Raw genomic sequence first — 21,541 nt, forward strand, 5'->3', positions numbered from 1 at the left:
CAAGCCGAATTATTCCAGACACGACAGCAGCCCGCACCAGAGCCAGTTTTCAGCAAAGAGCGCCAGATCGGCAAGATTTACTACACAATCGCCGTTCACATCAAAGGGATTGGGGCTCAGGCAGGGGTCGGCCTCCAGCGGCTCACTGTCCGGCCCGTTCTCATACAAGGCCCGTATCCACGGCTCCGAAAGCGGAATATTGTAGATTCGCAGTTCATTGATTCGGCCTGCAAACAAAGGATGCTCAGCCGCCTGCGAACGGCCCAGCCAGCTGTTGCGGTCACCCAAATCCGACAGACGGCCGTTTAAGTCCGCCGTATCCATCAGCTGGCCATTCACATAGAGCCGCATTTTCTGTTCCGCGCCGCTCCAGACCACCGCAGCACAGACTTCCTGACCCGCCGCCGCAGGCGGAGCTGTCAGGGTCTGAACGGTCCCCCCGAGCCGGCTCTCAAAAACCATCCGCGGATTGGCCGGATTCTCGTTTCTGGGTGTCAGCATCAGATACCGGCTTCCTGCAAGCGAGCCGGCCTGACCTTCTCCTCCGTCGCTGATTCCGAAACTGAAAACCGGCTGATTGGCAAGGTTGCTTTCCGCCGTAAACCATACCATCAGCGTCATAGGATTGCCCAGCGAGGAAAGCAGTCCGTCGGGCAAATCCAAAAAGGACGCGTTCGGGTCGCCGGAGGTCCTTCCCCCGGGCTCCAAAACCGCCGCCCCGCCCTCCAGCCGAATCCGGCCGCCGAGAAAATCCACCGCAACTGCATTGGCATCCCCGACTGAATCATCAAAATTTTCATTCATTCTCCACCGATGCACAATCTTCTCGGAGGAAACATACAAAGCGGCCGGAGCTGACTCATACTCCTCCAGATTGTCTAAAACAGCCCGGACCCGATAGACCCCCTCGTCTTCCTCTCCTGCATTGTGAATCGTCAAATGAGTCATAATGTGGAAATTCGTATGGATGGGGCGTTCTTCGGAGTACTTTTGCCCGTCGATCGGCAGGGGCTGTCCATTCCGGAGCCATTCGAGCAGAAGAATCGGGCGGGCCGCAATCACCTCCATCGTCCATTCAACCTCCGGAGCCGGGGGCATTCGAAGCGTCATCGGGTCCGGCAGCAGATATCGGTCTTCCAGTGTCCCGACAAACGTCAGCCACTCCGGATAGGACGAAAACGACCAGACATCGCCTTTAACCCACGTATGAATATTCCAGCAGGGTTCGTTCGTTTCCGGAATCACACACAGCCAGTTGGGCTCAATAACACAAGTGTCCACACGCCAGTAATAGATGTGGTTGGGTTCAACCGCATCAAAAAGAAAAGTGCCGTTCGGGTCGGTCGGCGAAGCAGGAGAGATTTCCATCCCGCCGATCAGCATCGGCTCCGCAGGCAGATTCGGCTCGGCAACCCGCCTGGCATCCGTATCCAGATAAAGCTTGTACAACTCGACTCGGTCCGGATTCGTCCATTGAAGAAGAACCTGATACGGCACCGGTACCTGCGGGGAAGGGTTCAGCCGGACAGCTTTCGCAGGCGGATGGATACCGTGCAGGCGAACCGCATCGATTTCCTCCTGCGTCAAAACATGGTCATAAAACGCCAGCTGATCGATTCGCGCATTCAAAAACTTTCCGGGTTCATTGTTGGTGGAGGCCAGATACATCGGGACCGACTTTCGAGGATAAACAGGCGTCCAAACACGGACCTCCTCGGCAGGCCCTTCATCTACATAGATTTTGTATTCGCCCGTGGTGCCGTCTCGTGTGCAGCAGACAAAGTGCCACTGTCCGTCATTAATGGAGGTAACAGACTGCACATCATAGACATCATCGCAAAACCCGCCGATTCCAAAACCGGCTTTGTCGGTACCCTCCAGACAGATTCCCCAATCGCCGGTTTCGTTCGTGCATCCTTCGTGCTCCGCGCTGACAATCCCCTTGCCGTTCCAGAACTTTCGGTTGCCGCCCGGCTGGGAATCCGTAGTTTGAACCCAGAATACAATACTAAAATCATCCACAACAAACGACGTGGTTACGGCCGTCTGATTCACTCCGTCAAATGATGCGGCCAGACCCTCCACACCGCTGACAAAACCGGGAGCATTCAGCGGAATAAACTGCTTCTCCGGAGCCCCTAATGCATCCTCAAAAGTCCCATCGAACGGATAAAAAGCGACCAACTTTCCCTGTACCGAACAGGTAAGAAAAAGAAAACAGAACACAAAAAGAAGATATTTTATAGATATGATGGCGATAGTCCCCCTTCATTTCATAGATTCTTACCTCTCCACAAAAATTGGCCTCCAAATATTTATATCTGCCAAAAGAATCAAAGTCAAGAACAGAAGGTTAACAAACCATATCGGCTTATACGGTCCACAATATCCAGATATAGTTTACTTTATAAAACCCCCTTTCCCCCATTTTATCCCTTCCTAATTTTCTTCTGCCGCCACGGGGCTTCACCCCATTTTGCCTGCAAAAAGTAACCCATTGCCTGCCATTCTGCCCTTAATTAAAGCCGTTTGTGAAAGGGAATTGATTGATAGAAAAAATTTCAAAATAGAGAAAAATTTTAAAATTTTTCCCATCTACCCTATCAATCACCGCCCCCCGACAGACGACTAATATAGAGAAACTGGAAAGGCCAGGGAGGTTTGCCTCAGTGATGCCGAGGATGGGAAGGAGTAATATCGGCAATCACACTTCGTCGCGAAGGGATTTTCCAAACTTGAGTGTCTTGATACGCAGGAGTTGATAAAATGAAACGAGGCGTTATCTGTCTATTATCTCTATTAATTTCCAGCAGTGCTTTTGCCGCAGTCTCCTTCCGATTGGCCGACCCCAATACCCTGCTTCCATTGCCTTCCAATGAAATCCTCCTCGGTCAACCGGTCTCTATTGTCATTTCCTCCGATGCAAACGAACCCTGGCAGGGAGGCATCTTTGTTCGCGGCCAGGACCGTCTTGTGAGCCGGATTGTCGGCCGAGGCAGCAACCCGGTCCTGCGGCATTATCCGGCCAGCTGCTTTTCTGCAGCCGGCCCCCATGCACGTGCCATGCTTTGGAAAGACTCGTATCTTCAGGGCTTTGACTTCTACACGGAGGCCTTTGACCCCAACGCCGGCGACTGGTTTGTTGTGGACTATCAAGCCCTGCGCCCCGGCACTTGTACACTCGAGTTTTACGACTACACCACAGGGGACCCGAACAGCTGGTATGTCCCGGCCCAGACGCTGGTGCTGGAAAATACTCCTTCCCGGGATTTTTCTGCAGACGGCTTGGTCAATCTGGAAGACTTCGCGCACTTTGCATCCTATTGGCTCCAGGATGGATGCACAGCCCCGGACTGGTGCGCCCAGACCGATTTAGACTGGGACGGCCTGGTTGGACTGACGGATTTGACGCTGTTTTCAGAACACTGGCTCCGCGGCATGCCCGGCTGGCAGCCCGCTCCCGCCCCGGCCGCGATAGACCCGAACCTTTTTTATGCTATCACGGATGGTGAAGATGCCAATGAAATCACCCTGACGGTCGGAGAAAGCGTCCGCCTCTATATTCAGAAAACCACGCTCGAACAGGAAGTGCGTCTGATTTACCTGGAAGCAACCATCTCTGATACGGAGCTCGGCTGGATTGACAACACCGAGTATGACCCCAACAACCCGGAATCGTCCACAGCCGAACTGCTGGTCGAACCGCGTTATACGTTCTTTGACTATTGGGGACCGGGGGAAACCCAGCCGGAAGGAATCGTTTTCTTTGCCACCGGTTTAGGCCAGAGCCTCAACGATGGGCCGGTCGCCAGCTTCGTCTATACCGCCGCTGAAGCAGGCGATGTAACACTTGAACTGATTGACTACGGACAAATCCCCAGCGCCCGACACCATATAGTCATTCATCAGGTCGCCCCGATGCAGGCAAATGCTCCGGATACACAGTCCTTCCAGACAATGTCCGTCGCCGTTTCGGAGGCAGAGGACCTGTCTGCTGCAGAATCTGCAGAGACCCCGGCAGAATCCCAAATCGTGACGGAGGAAGCCGTGGAGTTTCTGGAGCGCATCTGGGAGGAAGACCCGCAGATTCGCGAGCAAATCAGTGAAGAACAATGGAACGACTTTATCGAGAAGGTAAGGAATTCAAGTGTATGAGTCGGAAGAAATATCAGTTTGCAGGAGCAGAGACTTTTATGAGAAGCACAATCATCGGCTGTCTGATTTTGTGTGCCGCAGCGGCCTGGTCCTCGGCCGGTCGCATCTGGACATCGGCGGAAACAGAAACCCTGCTGCGGACATTGACCGATTCGCCCCGCCGGTATTGGATTGAATCCGGACGCATACGGGCCAAACATCTGAATTATCGGCAGGCGGAAGACTGGCTGGCCCAGACCGAAGAAATCATTATCTTTGACGGACAGCGGTTCCGCTGGGAGATCACGCTCGACGGTGACGAGCAAGCCGTGCCGGAACCGATGAAGCCGGGGCAAAAGACTCTCCGTGTACCCGACAAGGCTTCCAATCGAAACCGCATTTTTGTTTGGGACGGAAATCAATATATCCGGTATTACCCAAACACCGAATACGCCGTCATCTCCGAACAGGCGGCTTCCTCGGCACCGGTTTTGCGGGGACCCCTGACCGCCGAGATTGTTCCCTGGGGGCATGGAGATTACGCCCTCTCTGCTCTGCTGTCCCGACAGCCGATCGTGCAGGAAGAAACCCTGAACGGACGAACGGTCCTGCGCTTGTCCTTTACTCATCAAACGATAACCCCTCCGCTTCAATGTGTTCTTCTCCTCGACCCAGCAATGAATTACGCGGTTTTGTCCCTGACCCTGAACAGTGAGGCCGTTCACATCACTACAACCTACTCAGACTATTCTCTGACCGGCGGACGCTGGATCCCCCGCACAATCCGAACCGAGCGGTATGCCAGAACCGCCCAGGGATTGGATTTGATTTCCTATGACGACTGGGTCTTTACCGAAATCAATACGGATACCCCCGCCGAGGATGCACTAAAACCCCATTTTAAAGAAGGAACTCTCGTGGAGGTGCATCCGGGCGGCGGACGCGAATCGCTGCTCTATCATTCCCGCGAACAGACAAATATTTCGGAACTGATGACGGAAAAAATGTCGCTGCCCTCCGGGTTGGATGAAAGCCGGCAAAACTGTGCACAGGCCGCCGTTCAGCTGCTCAAACGCCGGTTTGCCACCTCGGTTCTGCCCTCATCAGGCCCCGCAGCCGCAGCGGCTTCCTCCGCCGCCGAACCCATGACCGGTCTGGTCAGTTTATACGAGGTCAAACAGAAACTTGAGCAAGCCGGCCTGTATTGTTTGGCCGTTCAGACCGACATCCAAACCCTTCAGGGACTATCCGACTGCGGAATCATCGTACACCTGCCCAACCAGAAACATTATCTGATCGTGGATAAGATTGACGGCGGCTCCGTCTGGACCATTGACTTAAGCAGCCGCAAGTTTTACTGGAAATGGCGAATCGCCGACTTCGTTCGGGACTGGAAAGAGGGAACGGCACTGCTGGTCGCCGACTCCCCAACTCGCCTGCCGACCCAAATCAAAACACTCGAACCAACACGGCTGTATGAAATCGTCGGCGGCGACGGAGAACTGTATGAGACCTACTCGTGCACACAGAAGATTCAGGAAGACGACTGGATTCCCTGCCCGATGCCCATCGGAGGAACCTTGTGCTACGGTCTGCTATATGTCTTTTACCCGCGATACGGCTGCGTCGAGGATGAAAACGGCGGTTTCTGTGAAGGCAGACCGATGGACGGGATGGACGTAACCCCCTGTCTTACGGATCCTTTGGAATACGGCTCCTGCGTGATTACTTCAGAATGGCACACGACGTACATTCGGGCCTGCAAATAACGGGTTATTCTTGATTTTCCGCTGTGTAGCTGCTATCCTGTCTCATTATGAGAGACAGGATAGGTCTGACCCTGATTGAAGTCCTCATCACCACAGCGGTGTTGGCTGTACTTTTGGCTGTTGTCTTTCCGGCATTTCAATCCAGCCGTGATTCAAGCCGTTCAGTGCTCTGTACAGCCAATCTCAAACAGATCTGGCTTGCTACCGAGGTTTATGAACAGGACCATCATCGTTTTCCGCAGGGCTTCTGCTGTCTGCCGGAGTGCACACGTTCAGCCCCGCCGCAGGGGTTTGCCGGCAAACCGGTTTATGACAGACCCGGCTGGTGGTGGTTCGATTTCTTGGGCATTGAGGACCGCTCCGCAAAAGGAATACTGTGGTGCCCGTCTCGTCGGCCGACGAACGGGCCGCTGCGCGAAAACGTTTTATGGTGCAACTACGCAATCAATTATTCCATTGCCAAATGGGCCTCGGACTCAGTCCGCGGAGAGTTTTTGGGACCGCCTCTGAGCAAAACGCACATCCTCCATCCCTCCGAAACCCTCCTATACTCCGATTCCGGATACGGTCTTCTCAGCTGGAAGGCAGTGGTGGGAATCCCTAATCCTTTCGATAACAACCCTATGCGGGATGACTCCTTTTATCTGCCCGGACTGAAACTCAATCAAAACCGTTCTATCCATCCTGACCAGCAGATGGATGCTCTGAAGGGGCGGCATCGCGGAGCAGCCGTTTCCATTGCCTATGCGGATGGACATGCTGCAACGGAAAAGGCCGAACGGTTTACAGTCCGAACGGATGAAAATGGAGCCCCGACTCCGCCTTATTTTTGGACGGGGGGCCGATAGTCAAACCCCTCCGCGGCAATCCGTGCCAGAACTTCTTCTTCCCGCGGATAGCAAACCGTAGTCGACGTGATCTTTTGAAACGCTTTGTTGTCTGGCTTCTCCTACCATTCAATCCGAAGAGGATATTTCGACCGGGCATCCAGATAACCCCGCCACCGCCGCTCCACCGGCCGGCCCAGCGCCGAATAATCCATCCACGTCAAATCATAAACCGCAACATTCGGCATTCGCTGACCATCGGACGGACGGACGGATTTCCATTTGTACCTGGAAGGCAGTTCAGACGGCGAGCGAAACGGCAGCAGACCCCATGGTATCTCCAGTTTCTTGGCCGGCTCTTCAATCGGTATCACTTCTATTCCGGAGGCCGTCTTAATCAGTTTCCTCTGCCGATTCAAATCCCACAGAACGGCCCGCTCTTTTTCAATAAAAAGATGCACCCCCAGGGAATTGGATACCCAGATTTCCTGCAGAGGCCTTTGCTCTTCGAAGGCATATGAAGCCAGGAGCAGGTTCTGCCCCCCTTGGGGATACGAAGTGACCGACACATTGACGGCCTGACCGAGGGCCTGATAGACTTCCGCAATATCCAACCCCCGAACCGGACGGACCTGCCAGAGCAGCAGAACAGCGATCAGCAGAACAGCCGCCGCGGCATAGCGAACCCACACAAACGAACGCTGCCTCGCTGTCTTTTTCGGCTCGTCCGCAGCCCGCTGAGCCGTTGCAATCTGAAAGGTCCCATCCGGATTTCGGCCCAGCTTCGTCAGAACTTCAGAATCCTCCCTGCATCGGATTGCCTCCAGCGCATCAGGACAGGGGCTGGCCAACATCAGACGGGCATCCCCGTCGCCGCTCAGAAAACGGGCGGCCGCAAGGGCCTGTTCACTCGTCAGCGAGAATCTCTTCAGGGCCTCCAAATCATTCCGGCACAGAGAACAATGCGCCAGATGGGCCGCCGCCGGCGTCGGAACCGACGGAACCAATCCCTCCACCGACAAAAGCGGCAGAAACGGCTTTGTCTGCGTGCAGCCCACCCACCGGTCAAAAAGCGGCACCTGACAGCGCAGAATCTCCATTCGAACAGACCGAACGGCCGGTTCAGGATTTTCCAGAATCTCTGCAAGACGCCCCAGCTCCGCCCGGCATTCTCCGCACCGTTCTATATGCTCCCGAACGTTCTGCGGAATTTCGGACGGTTCAGTCAGATAATCATAATAGAACACTGCAGCCCGTCGACAAACAGATTGGCTCTCCTTCTTCATAACTTCATCCTTCTTTATTAAAAAAAGCTTTTCTGATTTTTTTCAAACCGCTGCAGATATATCGAGCCGCGGTCTCTGGTTTGACCCCCAGCTTCAAAGCTGTTTCCTTCAGCGTATAATTCTCTTTATACCGATACAAAATCGCCCGACCTTCATTCGTTTTCAAATGCGTTTGGACCTTCTCAAAAAAAACGGCAAGTTCATCGACATCAGAGATTACGGGTTCAGCTCCTTTTTCCACGGCATCGAGCCGGGCTTGTTGGTAAAACTTGAGGAGTGCTTTCCGCCTTCGTGCCTGATTTCGATACCAATCAGTAGCCCGCTCAAGAACAAGCCGGTAGAAAAAGCCGCGAGGTTTCTGAATATCTCCGAACGGCGGATCCAGAATAAAAGACAAAAAAAGGTCCTGGTAAAAATCATCGCGGTCGGACGGATTCTGAATCACAAATCGAATCGCCGAACGGATAAAGCCCTCGTGTTCCTGAAACAAACGAGATGCCTGCTCCCTCATCGCGGCCAACTGTTCCGGCGGAGTATTTTTTTCCGACCCCACAACCCTAACTCCGTATTGTTGCGTGTGTATCCCTTTGAAGCAGAATATTTTACGGAAAAACCGCCGGAAAAAGCAAGTATTTTCACTCCGTTTTCTCCAAACTGCCTAATTTTCAAAGAACCGTTCGGGATAGTTCTGGCCTTTTTCGCTCCCGAATTGTTCCTTTCTTGGACTGCAAAACATCCTTGTGTTTCACCAAACCTCACTGACAGCTTATTAAAGAATTTCCTTCGCCCAAGGAGGAAGGAATCTTTTCCAAAATCTCCTCTAATATAGCCGTTTGAGAACCCCCCGCCATTGATAAAAAAATGTGAATTTATTAAGAAAAATTTTGGATTCCTGCTCTAACTGTCCGTATTGTATGGACTTAATCGAATAGTCCGTCTTGGCTGCCTCGGAGCAAATACTCAAATACCCTTGTGAAACAGCAAAAGACGGGTAAGATGTACTCGTCCAAAATGAGAAAAACAACCGGGAGAGAGATTGGGGGCGCTTTACGCTTCGCCTGGCGGGTGCTATCGGCGATTGTCCGCTGGTCGGCTGTTTTCCTTTGCTCCCTTCTGTGCTCCATCGGGCTTGTCCTCCATATTCCGATAAAAATTGTGCTTTTGCTGGCACTCATTCCGCTTGTTTCCGTATTTGTCCCTCGAAAAAGTCAAAAATGGTGCTGGGCTGTGATGGCTGCGGCCGCCATATCCGTTTGGATATGGATTCAAATCCCATCCGGGGATTCGGCGGAGTGGATGACCTACCCATTTGCGATTGAGCCGACAGACTCTATCCCGGACAATGCTGCCGACTATTATACCTCGCTTGTGGAAAAGACCCGTGAAACGGTTTTTTCCTATCCTTATTCTGAACAGGAAGACCAACTGTCCTACGCCGGCCCCTGGAAACCGGAGCAGTTTCCGGCCTTAAGCCGCTGGATGGACGAATGCGAACCAATTCTTCAGCAGCTGATGGAGAATGCCCGCAAGCCCTTGTGCCGGTTTGAGGTGCCCGGCGACCCCGTTCGTTATCAAAGGCAGCAGCTGCGCATCAAGGTTCTGAAGGCCTGGTGCAGCATCCTGCTCCGCTCAGCCAACCGCGATTTGGCCTGCGGCCGGCTCCAGCCGGCGCTCGAAAAACAGCTTACGATTGTTCACATAGCCCGTCATTTTTATCAGCAGGGAACGCTTCTGGACCAGGCGGGCGGGTATTATCTGGAGGAGGCGGCCGGACGAGTCCTTTCCCGGATGATTGTGGAGGAATGCACGGAGCCGATGCTGGAGGAGATTGAGGCAGCTTTTCGACAGACCGACCCAATCTGGGAGGACAACTGGCCCCGGATTCTCCAGCGGGAAAAAATGCTGGCCCGCAATATCGCCGCGATCTTTTACCAGCAGAATGCCCGAGGGCAGACCCGTCTGTCCCGGGATATCGGACTGGGGCTTCATGAAGTGCTCGGCTATCCGCGCTATCGGCTGTTCGCTACGGAACAATTCACCAAGCTGGCGGTTTTGATTATGTGGTTCAGCATGCCGGCCTCGCCGCAGGCAGCCGCCGACCTGATAAACAAACGCTATGACCGCTATGCACGAATGGCCGAGGAGGGAAAAGATTTGGAGTGGGTGGATACCCAGCCGCTCTGGAAGCGGGGACTCAACAGCCGCTCTCTGGTGGATTGGTATGCCAAACGGCAGGTGAGTTACTATTATCCCCTCAACAGCCGAAACCGTCAGCAAAAGGCCCTGCGGCAGGCGATGGCCCTCCTGATGGAATTGAGGCGTTTTTATCTCCGGAACGGCCGGTGGCCGGCGAATCTCGAGGAACTGTCCGCCCGGCAGGGTCGGCTGGACCCCGTCAGCGGCGAGCCGTTTGTTTATGTGCCGACACAAAACGGTTTTCGCCTGTACAGTATCGGGATAAACAAACGGGATGACCAGGGCGTCGATTATTTGAAAGAGGACAAAGATGACCGCCAGTACTGGCCGACACCCGGATGGGAAGTAAAAATCGAAGGAGATGAAGAATGAACCGTACGCCAATGTCTTCCGGTGAACCGGAAAGTACGGAACAGAAAAACGAAACAAAAACGAGCCGGAACGAGCAAAGTATTTTCTTCTGGGTTTGCCATATTCTGCCGGCTCTTCTGATTCTGCTGGGGCTTTATGTCCGGCTGCCGTGGAAGGTGCTGGGGCTGCTTTGTCTATTGCTGCTCCCGGCGCTGCTTCTGAAATCTTATTCCAAGAAAGTTCGATACGGTCTTTTGGGCGGCGTGCTGCTGGTTCTGGTTTGGGTCTTCCTGCCGGCAAAACCGGACCTGCAATGGAAGCCCTATGCCCTCGAGGACCAAATCCGCATTTGGCGGCAGGCACAGGAGATACCGGACGGCGAAAATGCGGCGGTTCTGTACAAAGAGTTGTTTGCACGAAAAGACTGGGAGGGCCTGCAGTGCCGGCTGAGCGAGCTGGACCCCCAATCCGCCGCCGTCCGGCATCCGTGGCAGCGGGGGGGATTTCCCCGGGTTGGCCGACTGGCTGAAGGAGAATGAATCCGTCATCGAGCTGCAGGCCGCTGCGGAATACGCGAGATGCTGGTTTGGGCTGGAACCGCAATGGGGTCAGACGTCAAATCAGGATGTGGTGGTCAATCTGTCCACCGCCGCCGGTATTCTGCTTCGCTCCTGTACGCTGGACCTGGCGGAGGGACACACCGAATCGGCTCTGCAAAAGCTGTACACCGCGGCTCAGTTGTCCAATCATCTCAGACAGCAGCCGATGTTTTCATCCCTCATAAACAGTCTGCGTCTGGATGAGAGGATTTGTGCGGTTCTCAAATACCAAATCCTCGAAGGGGTTCCGCAGCCGGACCAGGACGAGCGGATTCAGAAGATTCTGGAGAAAATGGATATTTCCTGGACCCAGCTGTGGCCTGCGGTGATGGAGTTTGAAAAACTGACAGCCAAACAGATGTGGGCCACGTTGTATGAGGTCAACGAACAGGGACGGACCCGCCTGAAACGAAGCGGAATCGCCGTTTTTGCCGTACCTGATTTGATTCGGCAGAACCGGCAATCGCCGACCTATCTTGAACTGGTCAAGGGCCGACTTCTTTTCCTGCTGCTGACTCTGTTTTACCCCAGCCGTGCCGAGATACTCTTTCAGGAAGTTGACAGGCTTTTCGACCCGCTGATGGAGAGGGGGCTTCATCCGGAGTGGAGGCATCCGCGGTCGGAGGGCGGAATAACCCGTATCGAGTTCAATTATCAATCTGTCATGAAGCTGCTCCTTGAAACCCTTCGAGCCGTCTATTCGAACATTTCTGAAGCCTGTCTGCGGCACCAGACGCAGCGGCGGTCGGTGGTTCTGTGCAGGGCCCTTCGTCAGGTCAAAGAGCAGCATCAGACGTGGCCGCCGGACTTGGACGCGTGCAGGTCTTATGCCCCTTCTGAAGAGATTTTCACAGACCCGCTCAGCGGGGACTCCTACGTTTATCAGCGGAGCGAGACGGGCTTTCGTCTTTACAGCAAAGGCTGCAACGGTATCGACGACGGCGGCGTCTGTCAGCGGCGGGTGGACCTCAAAACGGCCGGGCCGGTTGCTGAAAAGGATGATATTCCGCTCTGGCCGGTGCCGGAGGGCGGATGCCTGTAAAAAACAGATTTGTATCTGCGGCGGCAAAGTATTACAATTCGCGAAAGAGTCGGCAGCTTTCCTCGGGCCTGTCTTTGACAGAGCTGCACTGACAAGGCACGTACAGTTTTTTCGGAATTTATATGGCGATGAAAACGTGGATTTCAGATTTGCAAAATCATGTCGGCAATGAAGTGCGTCTGAACGGCTGGCTGTACAACAGCCGGCCCAGCGGCAAGGTTCAGTTTCTGATTGTGCGGGACGGCACGGGCTTCTGCCAGTGTATCGTCGAAAAGGGCAAAATCCCCGATGACCTCTACGAAGCCCTCGAGCATCTGGGGCAGGAATCGTCTCTGTCGGTGGCGGGGATTGTTCGGGCCGAGCCGCGCAGCCCGGGCGGCTATGAACTGCTGGTTACGGATGCCCAAATCCATCAGGCGGCCAAAGACTATCCCATTACCCCCAAAGAGCACGGCATCGATTTTCTTCTCCAGAACCGCCATCTTCATCTGCGGAGCCGCCGGCCCTGGTGCATCGGACGCATCCGCCATACCGTCATTGACGCCATCCGGCGATTCTTTAACGACCGGGGCTTTATCCTCGTGGATACCCCGATTTTTACCACGATTGCCGGCGAGGGCGAACAGACCCTCTTTGAGGTCGATTATTTCGGCCAGCCCCTGCATCTGACCCAGACGGGGCAATTGTATCTGGAGTCGGCGGCGATGAGTTTCGGGCGGGTCTATTGTTTCGGTCCGACCTTCCGCGCGGAAAAAAGCAAGACCCGCCGGCACCTGACGGAGTTCTGGATGGTCGAGCCCGAAGTCGCCTATATCGACTTAAACGGCCTTCTGGAACTGGCCGAGGGACTGGTTTGCTCGATTGTGCAGCGGGTCCTGTCCGACAACCGCGCAGAGCTGGAGATGCTCGGCGCCGACATCGCCGGACTCGAAAAGGTGCAGCCGCCGTTTGTTCGGCTCACCTACACCCAGGCCGCCGAAATCCTCACCAGTCCGGCAACGCAGGAGTTTATGAAGCGGCAGCTGTCTGAGTTTCAGGCCCAAAAGGAGGCTCTCGAAAAAGAACTGGCCCAGCTCCAGGAGCAGGAGAACAAAGGCGGTCTGAAAAAATGGCAGCAGGAGAAGAACGCCCGCCGCATCGTCGAAATCCGCAGTGATTTGGACGAACTGGAAACGAAAATCCAGAACAATCCCAAGCACGCCGAGCTGGCGGCCTCCTTCCGTTGGGGCAAGGATTTGGGCGGCTCGGATGAGACCATTCTGTCTTTGATGCACGAAAAACCCGTCTTCGTCACGCACTATCCCAAAGAAGCCAAGGCCTTTTATATGAAGGCCGACCGCGCCAACGAGCGTGTCGTCGAAAACTTTGACCTGCTGGCGCCGGCCGGTTTTGGAGAAATTATCGGCGGCTCCGTCCGCGAGGATGACTATGACCGGCTGCTCAAGCGGATTCAGGAAGAAGGATACAACCCGCAGAACTACTGGTGGTACCTGGATTTGCGCCGGTACGGCTCGGTTCCGCACGGCGGCTTTGGGCTGGGCGTGGAGCGCACCGTCGCCTGGATTACGGGCGAACGGCATATCCGCCAATGCATCGCCTTCCCGCGACTAATGGACAAAGTCTATCTGTAAAAAAACAGCGGCATTCAAAAGATTTCAGTTTCTCACGGAATGGAGCGAAATGATGATGGCATCATCAAATTTACTACATAGAGGAAGTTGTCCGCTGCGGAGTCTGGGAGGCAAGCCCTGCAAAAAAATATCTTTCTTGATTATCCATTCGCAAAGGGGTAATGTGTTTATTTTGTAGATTTGCAAACAGGCACGAAATATTTTTAAGACTATGAAAGGAAAAGGTTTATGAAATTGGTTAGGCCGCTTGCTCTGTGGATGGCTCTGGCTGGAATCGCTGTCCTGACAGGATGCAAAGACGAAAAAACTCAGCCGCAGCCGGCGGCTGCTCCCGCCCCTGCTGGCCCATCCGAACCAGCCGCCGAAAAAGCCGCTCCGGCGCCGGCACTGACTCCTGCCGCAGATGCCGTAGTTGTCACGGTGAACGGGCAGGCCATTATGGAATCCAAAGTCGCTCAGGAAGTCGAAAAGCGGGTGCAGGCCCGGCTGAAGATGGTCCCGCCGGGAATGGAAGTGCCCCAGGAGCGCATCCAAATGCTTCGCGATCAGACCCGCCGGCAGGTGACGGAAATGCTGGTGGACCTGGCCCTGATTGAGATGGCCCTCAAAGAGAAAAACATCCAGGTAGCCCCGGAGCAGGCCGAGCAGGAAATGAAAAAGTTCGCGGAGGAAAACGGTCTGACCCTCGAAGCCATGCTCGAGCAGATTACCGCTTCCGGCATGTCCGTGGACGATGTCAAAGAGCAATTTCTCACACGGGCCAAAGTGGAGGCCCTGATGAAGGCGGAACTGGGAGACCTGAAGGCCACGGAAGCGGAAGCCAAAACCTACTATGACGAGCATCAGCAGGAATTTGCGCAGCCCGAACTGGTGACCGCCAGCCATATCCTGCTTCGCACGCAGGGCAAGACCGAGGAAGAAAAAGCCCAGATTCGGCAAAAGATGGAGGGCATCCTCCAGCGGGCTCGGGCCGGGGAGGATTTTGCCGCATTAGCAAAAGAATATTCGGAAGATCCGGGCTCCAAAGACCGCGGCGGCGAGTACACCTTCCCGCGCGGCCAGATGGTCAAGCCCTTCGAAGATGCCGCATTCTCCCTGCAGAACGGACAAATCAGCGACATCGTCGAAACCCAGTACGGCTACCACATCATCAAAAGAACCGACCACAAAGATGCCGGAACACAGTCTTTTGACGAGGTCAAGGAAACCCTTATCGGGCGTCTGACAGACCAGAAAGAACAAGAGGGCTGGCAGCAGATTAAGGCCAAACTCCGGGCTGCCGCCAAGATAGAATGGTCCCCGGAAGAACAGGCCCGACAGCAGGCCTTTGAGCAGCAGATGCAGATGATGCAGCAGATGCGGGCCGCTCAGCCGGCGCCGGCTCCCCAGCCGCAGCAGCCCCCGCAGCCGCAGCAGTAAAGAAACCAGCAAGCCATTCAAACCGCCGTTTCATCGCGAAACGGCGGTTTTTTTATGGAAAGATTTACAAACTCCCGGATGTTCCCTGGGCACTGCGGTTTTGATTTCGCAGGGCGGGCCAATCCCCAAACGCCAGCACAAACGGCAAAATCAGATTGGCAATCGGCACCATCATCAAGAGGCCCAGGGCCCACGGATACCCCGCCTTGGCGAAGATCCGGCAGAACGGCCAGACTACCAGCACAACATTCACCGACAGAACCAGCAGGATAATCCCGAAAGCAAAGCAGATACCGAAAACGGCCTCCGCCCCGTCACAAGGACCGCAGCCATATCCGAGCATCAGAGAATCCTTTCTTTCAAGCAATGAATGGTCTTTTTTTGCCAAAACACACACTGCTATAGACAGGAGAACAGCGAGGGTTGTTTCATTTTTTCTGAAAAAAAAACGCCTTCTCCGTTTCCGCCGGACTCTTTTCGCCGAAATCCTCTCCAGAGCAGAGAACAGGGGCTGTCAGCTGCTTTCATTTACGGGAGAAAATTATTGTCCAAATACGGGTCGAAAAAATACGGGTCCAGAAACCGCTCCGCCTGTGCCGGATAAGAAAACTTCAAAACACTCGGACGGGCCAGCCGCAGATAATCCTCCATCTTCATATGGACGGAAACATCATGTCTGCCGGCCAAAAAAGAAATTTCCTTGTCTCTCAAAAGCGCTTTGTCCAGCAAGGTCGGAAGGTTGTACAAATGCCCGAAAGGAACTTCTGCCCCGACCTCCGCATCCAAAAACAGCAGGGCCATCTGATCTTCATCCGCCAGACGTACCTGATTGGCGTTCAGATGTTTTTGAAGAGCAAAAAAGTCAATCTTCCGGTCCGCCGGCAGCACGCAGAGATAAAACCGCCCGTCCGCCTCCACCACCACCGTCTTGGCCACCTGGGGGGCAGGCAGATGCTCCACCCGTGACAGCTGTTCGGCCGTATAAGCAGGCTTGTGTTGAACCACTTCATACTTTGTCTGCTGCTCATTCAGATAATCAATCACATTCATAGGGACCTCCTTTCAGTCAGGAAAACAAATCTCATTGAAAATAATAATGCCGCAGCGCCTCCGGATGCGGCCGGGACGAAACATAATATAAAAAATCACTCCAAGCACGGCAAAAAGCCATACAAGGGGATTATGAATGGATTTGGCAATAGACCATCGAATCCGACGGGCCCATTCCGCAACCGATTGATGAGCACGAATCGCAGTCATTTTTCCCTCCGTTAAATCGTCTGACTGCATGCCTCAATCAGGGGTGTTTCGCTTTGCCGGCCAGACACACTTGCTGTTCTTCGGGGAAGCAGAAACACTGGAGATGGATATGGGCTCATTGTACCAAAAAACCGTTCAGAAAAGCAACGGCTTTCCGCCTTCCTCTGCGAGGAGTATCCGCAATGGGTTTGCAGGTTTCCTTTCGGAGGAAAGAATAAATGCGGGGAAAAACGACTTTTTTTATCGAGACAAACCGACTCTTGAATGGGTCTTACAGGGTAATATTCAGCTGTTCTTCAGCTCGAAGCATTGCTTCGGTTTCATTTTCCACCAGCTGCCGGATCAGCCCTTTCCGGACGCGAAATACCTCCATCCGAAACACCCTTTCCTCCACCTGCCCGGCAATCACCCGTGCCAGCGAACGATTCAGATGGTACCGGCGAATCAGATAGGCCACAATCTCCGACTTGTTCCAGGCGGTTGAAGACGGCTCCTCCGCCGGAGAATCGCCAATGACTTCAATGCGCCTGCGCAGCAGTTTTCGCTGAACCCGATGCTGATTGAGCGCCTCGGCTGCCGCTCGATGTCCTGTATCCTGAAGAACCGCCTGAATCATCAGGTGAATCTCATCGGAGCTGACGGTGCGGGCTGCCGGACTGCTGTGAAGATAATAGGTAACGGCCTGAGCCATTTGCTCCGCCGCATACAAATTGGCTTCTCCGGCGGCACTGAGCGCATGATGAAATGTTCCAAGCACTTTGGTATGGAGGTAGGGCTCTGCTGTACCGTCGGTCTTGATTACTCGCACTCGCATGACGGTTCCTTTCGACAGAGGTTAAACGGCCGAACGGCCTGGCGAAAACCGTTCCCTTTAATGCCCGAACAAACCCGGCTGGTCCGACAGGTCCGGCTCCTGAAGAACCTGATGAACCTCATCCAGCAGCTCTCCGGCATCCTTGAAATCCCGATAGACGCTGGCAAAACGGATATAGGCCACTTTATCCACCTTCCGCAAATGGCGCATCGCCGCCTCACCCAGAAAACGCGAGGAAACCTCTTTGTCAAAATTGCGGAAGACCTCTTCTTCGATTTTGTCGGCAATCTCCTGCATCTGTTCGGCCGATACGGGACGCTTATAACAGGCCTTCTGAAGACCGGCGATAATCTTTTCCCGCTCGTACGGAACACGGGAGCCGTCTTTTTTGATGACGCTCAGTTTGTAGGTTTCCCCGACTTTTTCGTAGGTGGTAAACCGACGCTTGCAGACCAGGCACTGCCGGCGGCGGCGGATAATGCGCCCTCCCTCACTCGAACGTGAATCAATCACCCGATCCTGGTCTTCTTTGCAGAATGGACATCTCACAGGCCAGTCCCCGAAAATTCCATCTATCGCCGCCGACTACTATATATAGACCCTGCCCAATTCCATTTCTTATATATAGCGGGTTCTAAAAAGAATGTCAACAGGAAATCTGTTAAAAATGGGAGGAAGATAGAAACAGTCCCGCCGGAAAAAATCCGGCAGCTTCTGCCTCCGAGCAGCGTCGAACGAAACAATTAGAAGAAAGGGTGTTTGGGGACTACCACTTAATCCGGATGCCGCGGTCGCGGGCCTCCGCCGCCCATTTTTTAATCTGTTCCAGGGCCATCTGAAGTTCGAGCGTGCTGTCCACCAAATTTTCATACAGCCGCTCATCCGTCACCAGCCGGCCCGCTGTGCCCTGTCCGGCATTAATCTGCGCAAAGACCCGTCCAAACTCCGCCAGCGCTGTATCAAGCCGGTCGGCTACTCGTGTCAGCTGCTCCGTGCCGACATCCGTAAACTGCTGCACAGATTTGAGTGTATCGCGGGCTTGGGCAGTGGCTTCGCTGACGGCGGCAAGTGTTTTTCGAATGTTGGCCTGATTGTCCGCATCCCCGATGATTCGATTGGCGTTGGTTGCCAGCGCCGCAATCGCATCGACCAGATTCTCCAGTTTTTTCTGGACCTCCGGCGGGAAAAACTCGCTCGTCAGCCCCGTCGTACCCGACAGCACCATCTGGTCCATCAGATACACCGACCGCGGATTGTCCGGATACTTCGGAACCAGCGGTTTTTGGGGGTCCCACGTAAACTCGATATAACTGCTGCCCAGCCCCCGGCGCATCAGTTTGATATCCACATTCCATGGGATATCCTTGTACTGCTCCTCAATCAGACAAACCGCCTTGACTACGTGTCCCATCGGTCTGCCGTTGGGGTCCGTCGCCAGCACCGGCGGAGACACCTTCAGCACCCGCCCGATTTGATACCCGCAGTACTGAACCGGTGTATCCCGTCCGATCCCCGGTGCATTGGGAAACTCAATGAGCACCTCAAACGAGCGCATCTTCCCCACAGCCACCGGCAAATCGCCGAAAACCATCAGCATCCAAAAAAAGGCGCAGAGGGCCACCAACACAAATCCGCCTACAATCAGATTCCGGCGGCGCTGCTGAGCGGCATAATCCATCATTTTGACGGTCCTTTTCCCTCGTTCTTTCGTTTTTCCAGAAATATCTCCCGGATATCCCGCAGGGTATATCCGGTATCATTCATCTGATGAATCAGACGTATCGTCTCAATCGCCTTCTCATCAAAGAACCGACGGCCCGTTGCTGTCACTTCCGTCGGCTCCAGCAATCCTACCATCAAATAATACTGGACAGTCTGTCGAGATACACCGGCTTTGGATGCCGCCTGTCCAATACTGAACAATTTACGCTCCGTCATTTTCAAACGCTGCACGTCGAGACCATAATGTATATACCATATCCAAAAACGTCTCCCTTACTACCTCAAATGTCGGCAACTCAATGGTGCCTTTCTCTTTTTTTTTCGACATTTTCGGTGTAAAAATTAAAACATAGTCGAAATCCGCTGGAATCTGATGCTGACTGAGCCGGAATGCCTCCCGTCCAAGCCGCTTTAACCGGTTTCGAGTCACAGCGTTGGTCCCCTTTTTGGCCACAGAAACCCCAAATCGCGGTTTTTTTAGCCCATTCGGGGCCATATACAGCTGCATCATCCCCCGCCGGACAGACAAGCGCCTCCCTATCACACGACGAAAATCCGCCTGACTGCGAATCCGCTGATTCTTCCGAAAAAAATATCTCGCCAAAGCAGACCCTTCTTTATCCAATATCCGGACTATTAGGACAATATTGTCCCGTAAATGGACAGAAACCCCTGAAACACCAGAAAGGCCAAAACGCCCATAATGAGCAGATAAATCAAAACCGGGAATGTTCGGGCAAAGACCCTGATGCTCGTTTCGGCCCGCTCGGCATACATATTCCCCAGCCGCTGGGCGGATTCTTCCAGTTCTCCCGTTTCCTCCCCGACCAGCCAGATTTCACGAAATTGCGCATCCACCGTCGGAGCAAACCCTGCACTCATCAACAATCCTTTTCTGACATTCAGGCATCCTCCCTTCAACCGCTGCTGGACCAGCCAGTTGCCGCAGTTTCGCATGGCCTGCTCGGAGGCCTGGACAATCGGCACACCTGCACCGTACAGCATCGCAAACGTTTTGGCAAACCGGCTCAGAGAAAGATTGATTACGGCTTTCCCCATCACCGGCACGGCACAGAGCGCCGAATCATACATCTTTCGAAAAAACCCCTGCGAAGGCGTCAGGTACACGGCGGCGGCCGTCAGTGCGGCCGGAACATAAAAAATGGACAAAATCCCGGCCACGGAATAGAAATAATCCGCAATCTCACCCTCCTTGTGCAGAATCGCTTTCCCTAAAATCTGAAGGGGAAGCGCCAGCGCCGCGGAATGGATGTACACAATCGGCAAGGCCATCCCGGACCAGAACGTTCGTTTAATTTGACGAAGGAATTCCCGCCATTGGCTCAGCTGTTCCAGAATTTCCGCCAGCTGTCCAGTCTGTTCTCCCGTGCGGACCAGCTCAATCTCCAGCGGTTCAAAATATCGCTTCCTCCGAGCCAGACTGTCGGCCAGCGACATTCTCTTTCGAACGTCGGCATCAAGCGACTGAGCCATCCGCCGCCAGGACCCGCGCAGGACTCGGGAAGAAAGCGGCAAAGCCCGCAGAATCGGAACACCAGCCCTCAGCAGTGTGGACAAACTATGATAGAATTGAATCTTCGGGTCTGCCACAACGAACCTCCTTCTTCAGAGCGGCTGCCCGCCCCTAAAGAAAACCTTACGGTTCGAGCGAGCCGGCCGCATACGACAGATTCTGAATCGTCACCATCACCCCGCTGCATTCCTGCAGGGGGCCGGTAATGCCTTCAATCCGCCGAATAATTTCATTGTCCAGCCGCTGCTCAATCATCGCCAAAATCACCCGACACACCGACCCGTTCCCGCTTTCATTCTTGGCAAACTGGGCATACAGCGGCATCTTCGACAAGTAGGTACGGCTGTTCTCCCCGCTCAGCACCGCCAGAGAGCCGGTTTCCAGCCCGGCCAGCGCTCCGAGAATCTGCTCAAACACGTGCTCATCCTGCACAAACACATGCAGCAGACTCTTCTGACTGGACACCTCCAGCGGAATCTCCGCACCGGCCTGGCGAATCAGCATCTGCCGAAGCGACTTGGCGTCTTTGGCGGCCACCATCTTTTCAACGCCTTTGGGATTCTGAAGCGCCCGTGAAATCGACGACAGCAGCCGAATATGAGCATTCGGCCGCTCCGCCGGCGCCAGAATAAAAACAATCAGCCGGACTTTCTGACGGTCCGCCGCCTCAAAATCCACCCCGTCCGGAATCGTCACCGCCCCCACCACAAAATCCTGAATGGACTTGAGCCGACAATGCGGTATCGCCACCTGTCCGCCGAAGGCCGTTGACCCAAGCGTCTCCCGCTCCTGAAGCGCCTCCAGAATGTCCTCCTCCGAGATATGCCGGCACAGCGGACTTTTTTTGGCCAGGGCGGCAATCTCACAAAGGGCAATGGCCTTATCCTCAATCACCATCCCCGTCTGGATGCATTCCGGTTTAATCAAATCAGACAGTTTCATTCAAGCCTCCGTCCG

General features: G+C 54.2%; 20 protein-coding genes. 8 read left to right on the forward strand and 12 right to left on the reverse strand.

Translation table 11 applies throughout. The features are described from left to right. Positions 1–9: 9 nt before the first annotated feature. Entirely contained in the window at positions 10–2,184 is a 2,175-nt protein-coding gene (locus PKY88_08895) for a hypothetical protein (GenBank protein ID HOQ05315.1), read from the reverse strand. Between the two features lie 582 nt (positions 2,185–2,766). Between PKY88_08895 and PKY88_08900 the strand changes: the two genes are divergently transcribed. The 3 genes from PKY88_08900 to PKY88_08910 are packed head-to-tail and all read left to right on the forward strand — an operon-like array spanning position 2,767 to position 6,751. Further along, positions 2,767–4,155, forward strand: coding sequence for a hypothetical protein (locus tag PKY88_08900; GenBank protein HOQ05316.1), 1,389 nt, complete (start codon positions 2,767–2,769; stop codon positions 4,153–4,155). After that, the gene (locus tag PKY88_08905) at positions 4,152–5,903 is read left to right on the forward strand and encodes a cysteine peptidase family C39 domain-containing protein (GenBank protein HOQ05317.1); all 1,752 of its coding nucleotides are present in this window, start codon (positions 4,152–4,154) and stop codon (positions 5,901–5,903) included. Before PKY88_08900 ends, PKY88_08905 begins: the two co-directional genes overlap by 4 nt. A gap of 47 nt (positions 5,904–5,950) precedes the next feature. Continuing rightward, a complete protein-coding gene (locus PKY88_08910; GenBank protein ID HOQ05318.1) occupies positions 5,951–6,751 on the forward strand; it encodes a DUF1559 domain-containing protein in 801 nt (266 codons plus the stop codon). A gap of 101 nt (positions 6,752–6,852) precedes the next feature. Here PKY88_08910 and PKY88_08915 read toward each other — a convergent pair whose 3' ends face one another. Together PKY88_08915 and PKY88_08920 are read right to left on the reverse strand one after the other, a co-directional pair. Next, complete coding sequence (locus PKY88_08915) at positions 6,853–8,016, reverse strand: hypothetical protein (GenBank protein ID HOQ05319.1); 1,164 nt, start codon at positions 8,014–8,016, stop codon at positions 6,853–6,855. 4 nt (positions 8,017–8,020) lie between these two features. After that, positions 8,021–8,569, reverse strand: coding sequence for an RNA polymerase sigma factor (locus PKY88_08920; GenBank protein HOQ05320.1), 549 nt, complete (start codon positions 8,567–8,569; stop codon positions 8,021–8,023). A gap of 458 nt (positions 8,570–9,027) precedes the next feature. Between PKY88_08920 and PKY88_08925 the strand changes: the two genes are divergently transcribed. The 5 genes from PKY88_08925 to PKY88_08945 all read left to right on the forward strand — a co-directional run bounded on the left by PKY88_08925 (position 9,028) and on the right by PKY88_08945 (position 15,254). Then, positions 9,028–10,584 carry a hypothetical protein gene (locus PKY88_08925; GenBank protein ID HOQ05321.1) on the forward strand — a complete coding sequence of 519 codons (1,557 nt, stop codon included), beginning with the start codon at positions 9,028–9,030 and terminating at the stop codon, positions 10,582–10,584. After that, positions 10,581–11,102: a hypothetical protein gene (locus tag PKY88_08930; GenBank protein ID HOQ05322.1), complete on the forward strand. Its 522-nt coding sequence runs from the start codon at positions 10,581–10,583 to the stop codon at positions 11,100–11,102. Before PKY88_08925 ends, PKY88_08930 begins: the two co-directional genes overlap by 4 nt. After that, positions 11,077–12,204 carry a hypothetical protein gene (locus PKY88_08935; GenBank protein ID HOQ05323.1) on the forward strand — a complete coding sequence of 376 codons (1,128 nt, stop codon included), beginning with the start codon at positions 11,077–11,079 and terminating at the stop codon, positions 12,202–12,204. The genes PKY88_08930 and PKY88_08935 overlap by 26 nt, the downstream gene beginning before the upstream one ends. Before the next feature lie 122 nt (positions 12,205–12,326). Further along, entirely contained in the window at positions 12,327–13,835 is a 1,509-nt protein-coding gene (locus PKY88_08940) for an asparagine--tRNA ligase (protein HOQ05324.1), read from the forward strand. A 228-nt stretch (positions 13,836–14,063) separates the two neighbouring features. After that, positions 14,064–15,254: a peptidylprolyl isomerase gene (locus PKY88_08945; GenBank protein HOQ05325.1), complete on the forward strand. Its 1,191-nt coding sequence runs from the start codon at positions 14,064–14,066 to the stop codon at positions 15,252–15,254. A gap of 64 nt (positions 15,255–15,318) precedes the next feature. Here PKY88_08945 and PKY88_08950 read toward each other — a convergent pair whose 3' ends face one another. The 9 genes from PKY88_08950 to PKY88_08990 all read right to left on the reverse strand — a co-directional run bounded on the left by PKY88_08950 (position 15,319) and on the right by PKY88_08990 (position 21,526). Next, positions 15,319–15,597 carry a hypothetical protein gene (locus tag PKY88_08950; GenBank protein HOQ05326.1) on the reverse strand — a complete coding sequence of 93 codons (279 nt, stop codon included), beginning with the start codon at positions 15,595–15,597 and terminating at the stop codon, positions 15,319–15,321. A gap of 185 nt (positions 15,598–15,782) precedes the next feature. After that, complete coding sequence (locus PKY88_08955) at positions 15,783–16,304, reverse strand: YbaK/EbsC family protein (protein ID HOQ05327.1); 522 nt, start codon at positions 16,302–16,304, stop codon at positions 15,783–15,785. A gap of 12 nt (positions 16,305–16,316) precedes the next feature. Next, positions 16,317–16,514 (reverse strand): hypothetical protein, encoded by a 198-nt coding sequence (locus PKY88_08960; protein HOQ05328.1) that lies wholly within the window; start codon positions 16,512–16,514, stop codon positions 16,317–16,319. A 271-nt stretch (positions 16,515–16,785) separates the two neighbouring features. Then, the gene (locus PKY88_08965) at positions 16,786–17,328 is read right to left on the reverse strand and encodes a hypothetical protein (protein ID HOQ05329.1); all 543 of its coding nucleotides are present in this window, start codon (positions 17,326–17,328) and stop codon (positions 16,786–16,788) included. A gap of 57 nt (positions 17,329–17,385) precedes the next feature. Further along, the gene (gene nrdR / locus PKY88_08970) at positions 17,386–17,877 is read right to left on the reverse strand and encodes a transcriptional regulator NrdR (GenBank protein ID HOQ05330.1); all 492 of its coding nucleotides are present in this window, start codon (positions 17,875–17,877) and stop codon (positions 17,386–17,388) included. 217 nt (positions 17,878–18,094) lie between these two features. Further along, complete coding sequence (locus PKY88_08975) at positions 18,095–19,009, reverse strand: hypothetical protein (protein ID HOQ05331.1); 915 nt, start codon at positions 19,007–19,009, stop codon at positions 18,095–18,097. Next, positions 19,006–19,251, reverse strand: coding sequence for a MerR family transcriptional regulator (locus PKY88_08980; GenBank protein ID HOQ05332.1), 246 nt, complete (start codon positions 19,249–19,251; stop codon positions 19,006–19,008). The genes PKY88_08975 and PKY88_08980 overlap by 4 nt, the downstream gene beginning before the upstream one ends. 435 nt (positions 19,252–19,686) lie before the next feature. After that, the gene (locus PKY88_08985) at positions 19,687–20,661 is read right to left on the reverse strand and encodes a type II secretion system F family protein (protein ID HOQ05333.1); all 975 of its coding nucleotides are present in this window, start codon (positions 20,659–20,661) and stop codon (positions 19,687–19,689) included. Positions 20,662–20,707: 46 nt separating this feature from the next. Next, positions 20,708–21,526 carry a PTS sugar transporter subunit IIA gene (locus PKY88_08990; GenBank protein HOQ05334.1) on the reverse strand — a complete coding sequence of 273 codons (819 nt, stop codon included), beginning with the start codon at positions 21,524–21,526 and terminating at the stop codon, positions 20,708–20,710. Positions 21,527–21,541 lie beyond the last annotated feature (15 nt).

This window comes from Anaerohalosphaeraceae bacterium (genome assembly GCA_035378985.1).
Lineage (GTDB): Bacteria > Planctomycetota > Phycisphaerae > Sedimentisphaerales > Anaerohalosphaeraceae > JAHDQI01.

Coding starts and splice junctions, on each gene's coding strand:
- PKY88_08915 (HOQ05319.1), bottom strand. CDS start 8,016: ATGAAGAAGGAGAGCCAATCTGTTTGTCGACGGGCTGCAGTGTTCTAT.
- PKY88_08945 (HOQ05325.1), top strand. CDS start 14,064: ATGAAATTGGTTAGGCCGCTTGCTCTGTGGATGGCTCTGGCTGGAATC.
- PKY88_08900 (HOQ05316.1), top strand. CDS start 2,767: ATGAAACGAGGCGTTATCTGTCTATTATCTCTATTAATTTCCAGCAGT.
- PKY88_08960 (HOQ05328.1), bottom strand. CDS start 16,514: ATGACTGCGATTCGTGCTCATCAATCGGTTGCGGAATGGGCCCGTCGG.
- PKY88_08955 (HOQ05327.1), bottom strand. CDS start 16,304: ATGAATGTGATTGATTATCTGAATGAGCAGCAGACAAAGTATGAAGTG.
- PKY88_08950 (HOQ05326.1), bottom strand. CDS start 15,597: ATGCTCGGATATGGCTGCGGTCCTTGTGACGGGGCGGAGGCCGTTTTC.
- PKY88_08965 (HOQ05329.1), bottom strand. CDS start 17,328: ATGCGAGTGCGAGTAATCAAGACCGACGGTACAGCAGAGCCCTACCTC.
- PKY88_08925 (HOQ05321.1), top strand. CDS start 9,028: ATGAGAAAAACAACCGGGAGAGAGATTGGGGGCGCTTTACGCTTCGCC.
- PKY88_08930 (HOQ05322.1), top strand. CDS start 10,581: ATGAACCGTACGCCAATGTCTTCCGGTGAACCGGAAAGTACGGAACAG.
- PKY88_08910 (HOQ05318.1), top strand. CDS start 5,951: ATGAGAGACAGGATAGGTCTGACCCTGATTGAAGTCCTCATCACCACA.
- PKY88_08940 (HOQ05324.1), top strand. CDS start 12,327: ATGGCGATGAAAACGTGGATTTCAGATTTGCAAAATCATGTCGGCAAT.
- PKY88_08975 (HOQ05331.1), bottom strand. CDS start 19,009: ATGATGGATTATGCCGCTCAGCAGCGCCGCCGGAATCTGATTGTAGGC.
- PKY88_08990 (HOQ05334.1), bottom strand. CDS start 21,526: ATGAAACTGTCTGATTTGATTAAACCGGAATGCATCCAGACGGGGATG.
- PKY88_08905 (HOQ05317.1), top strand. CDS start 4,152: ATGAGTCGGAAGAAATATCAGTTTGCAGGAGCAGAGACTTTTATGAGA.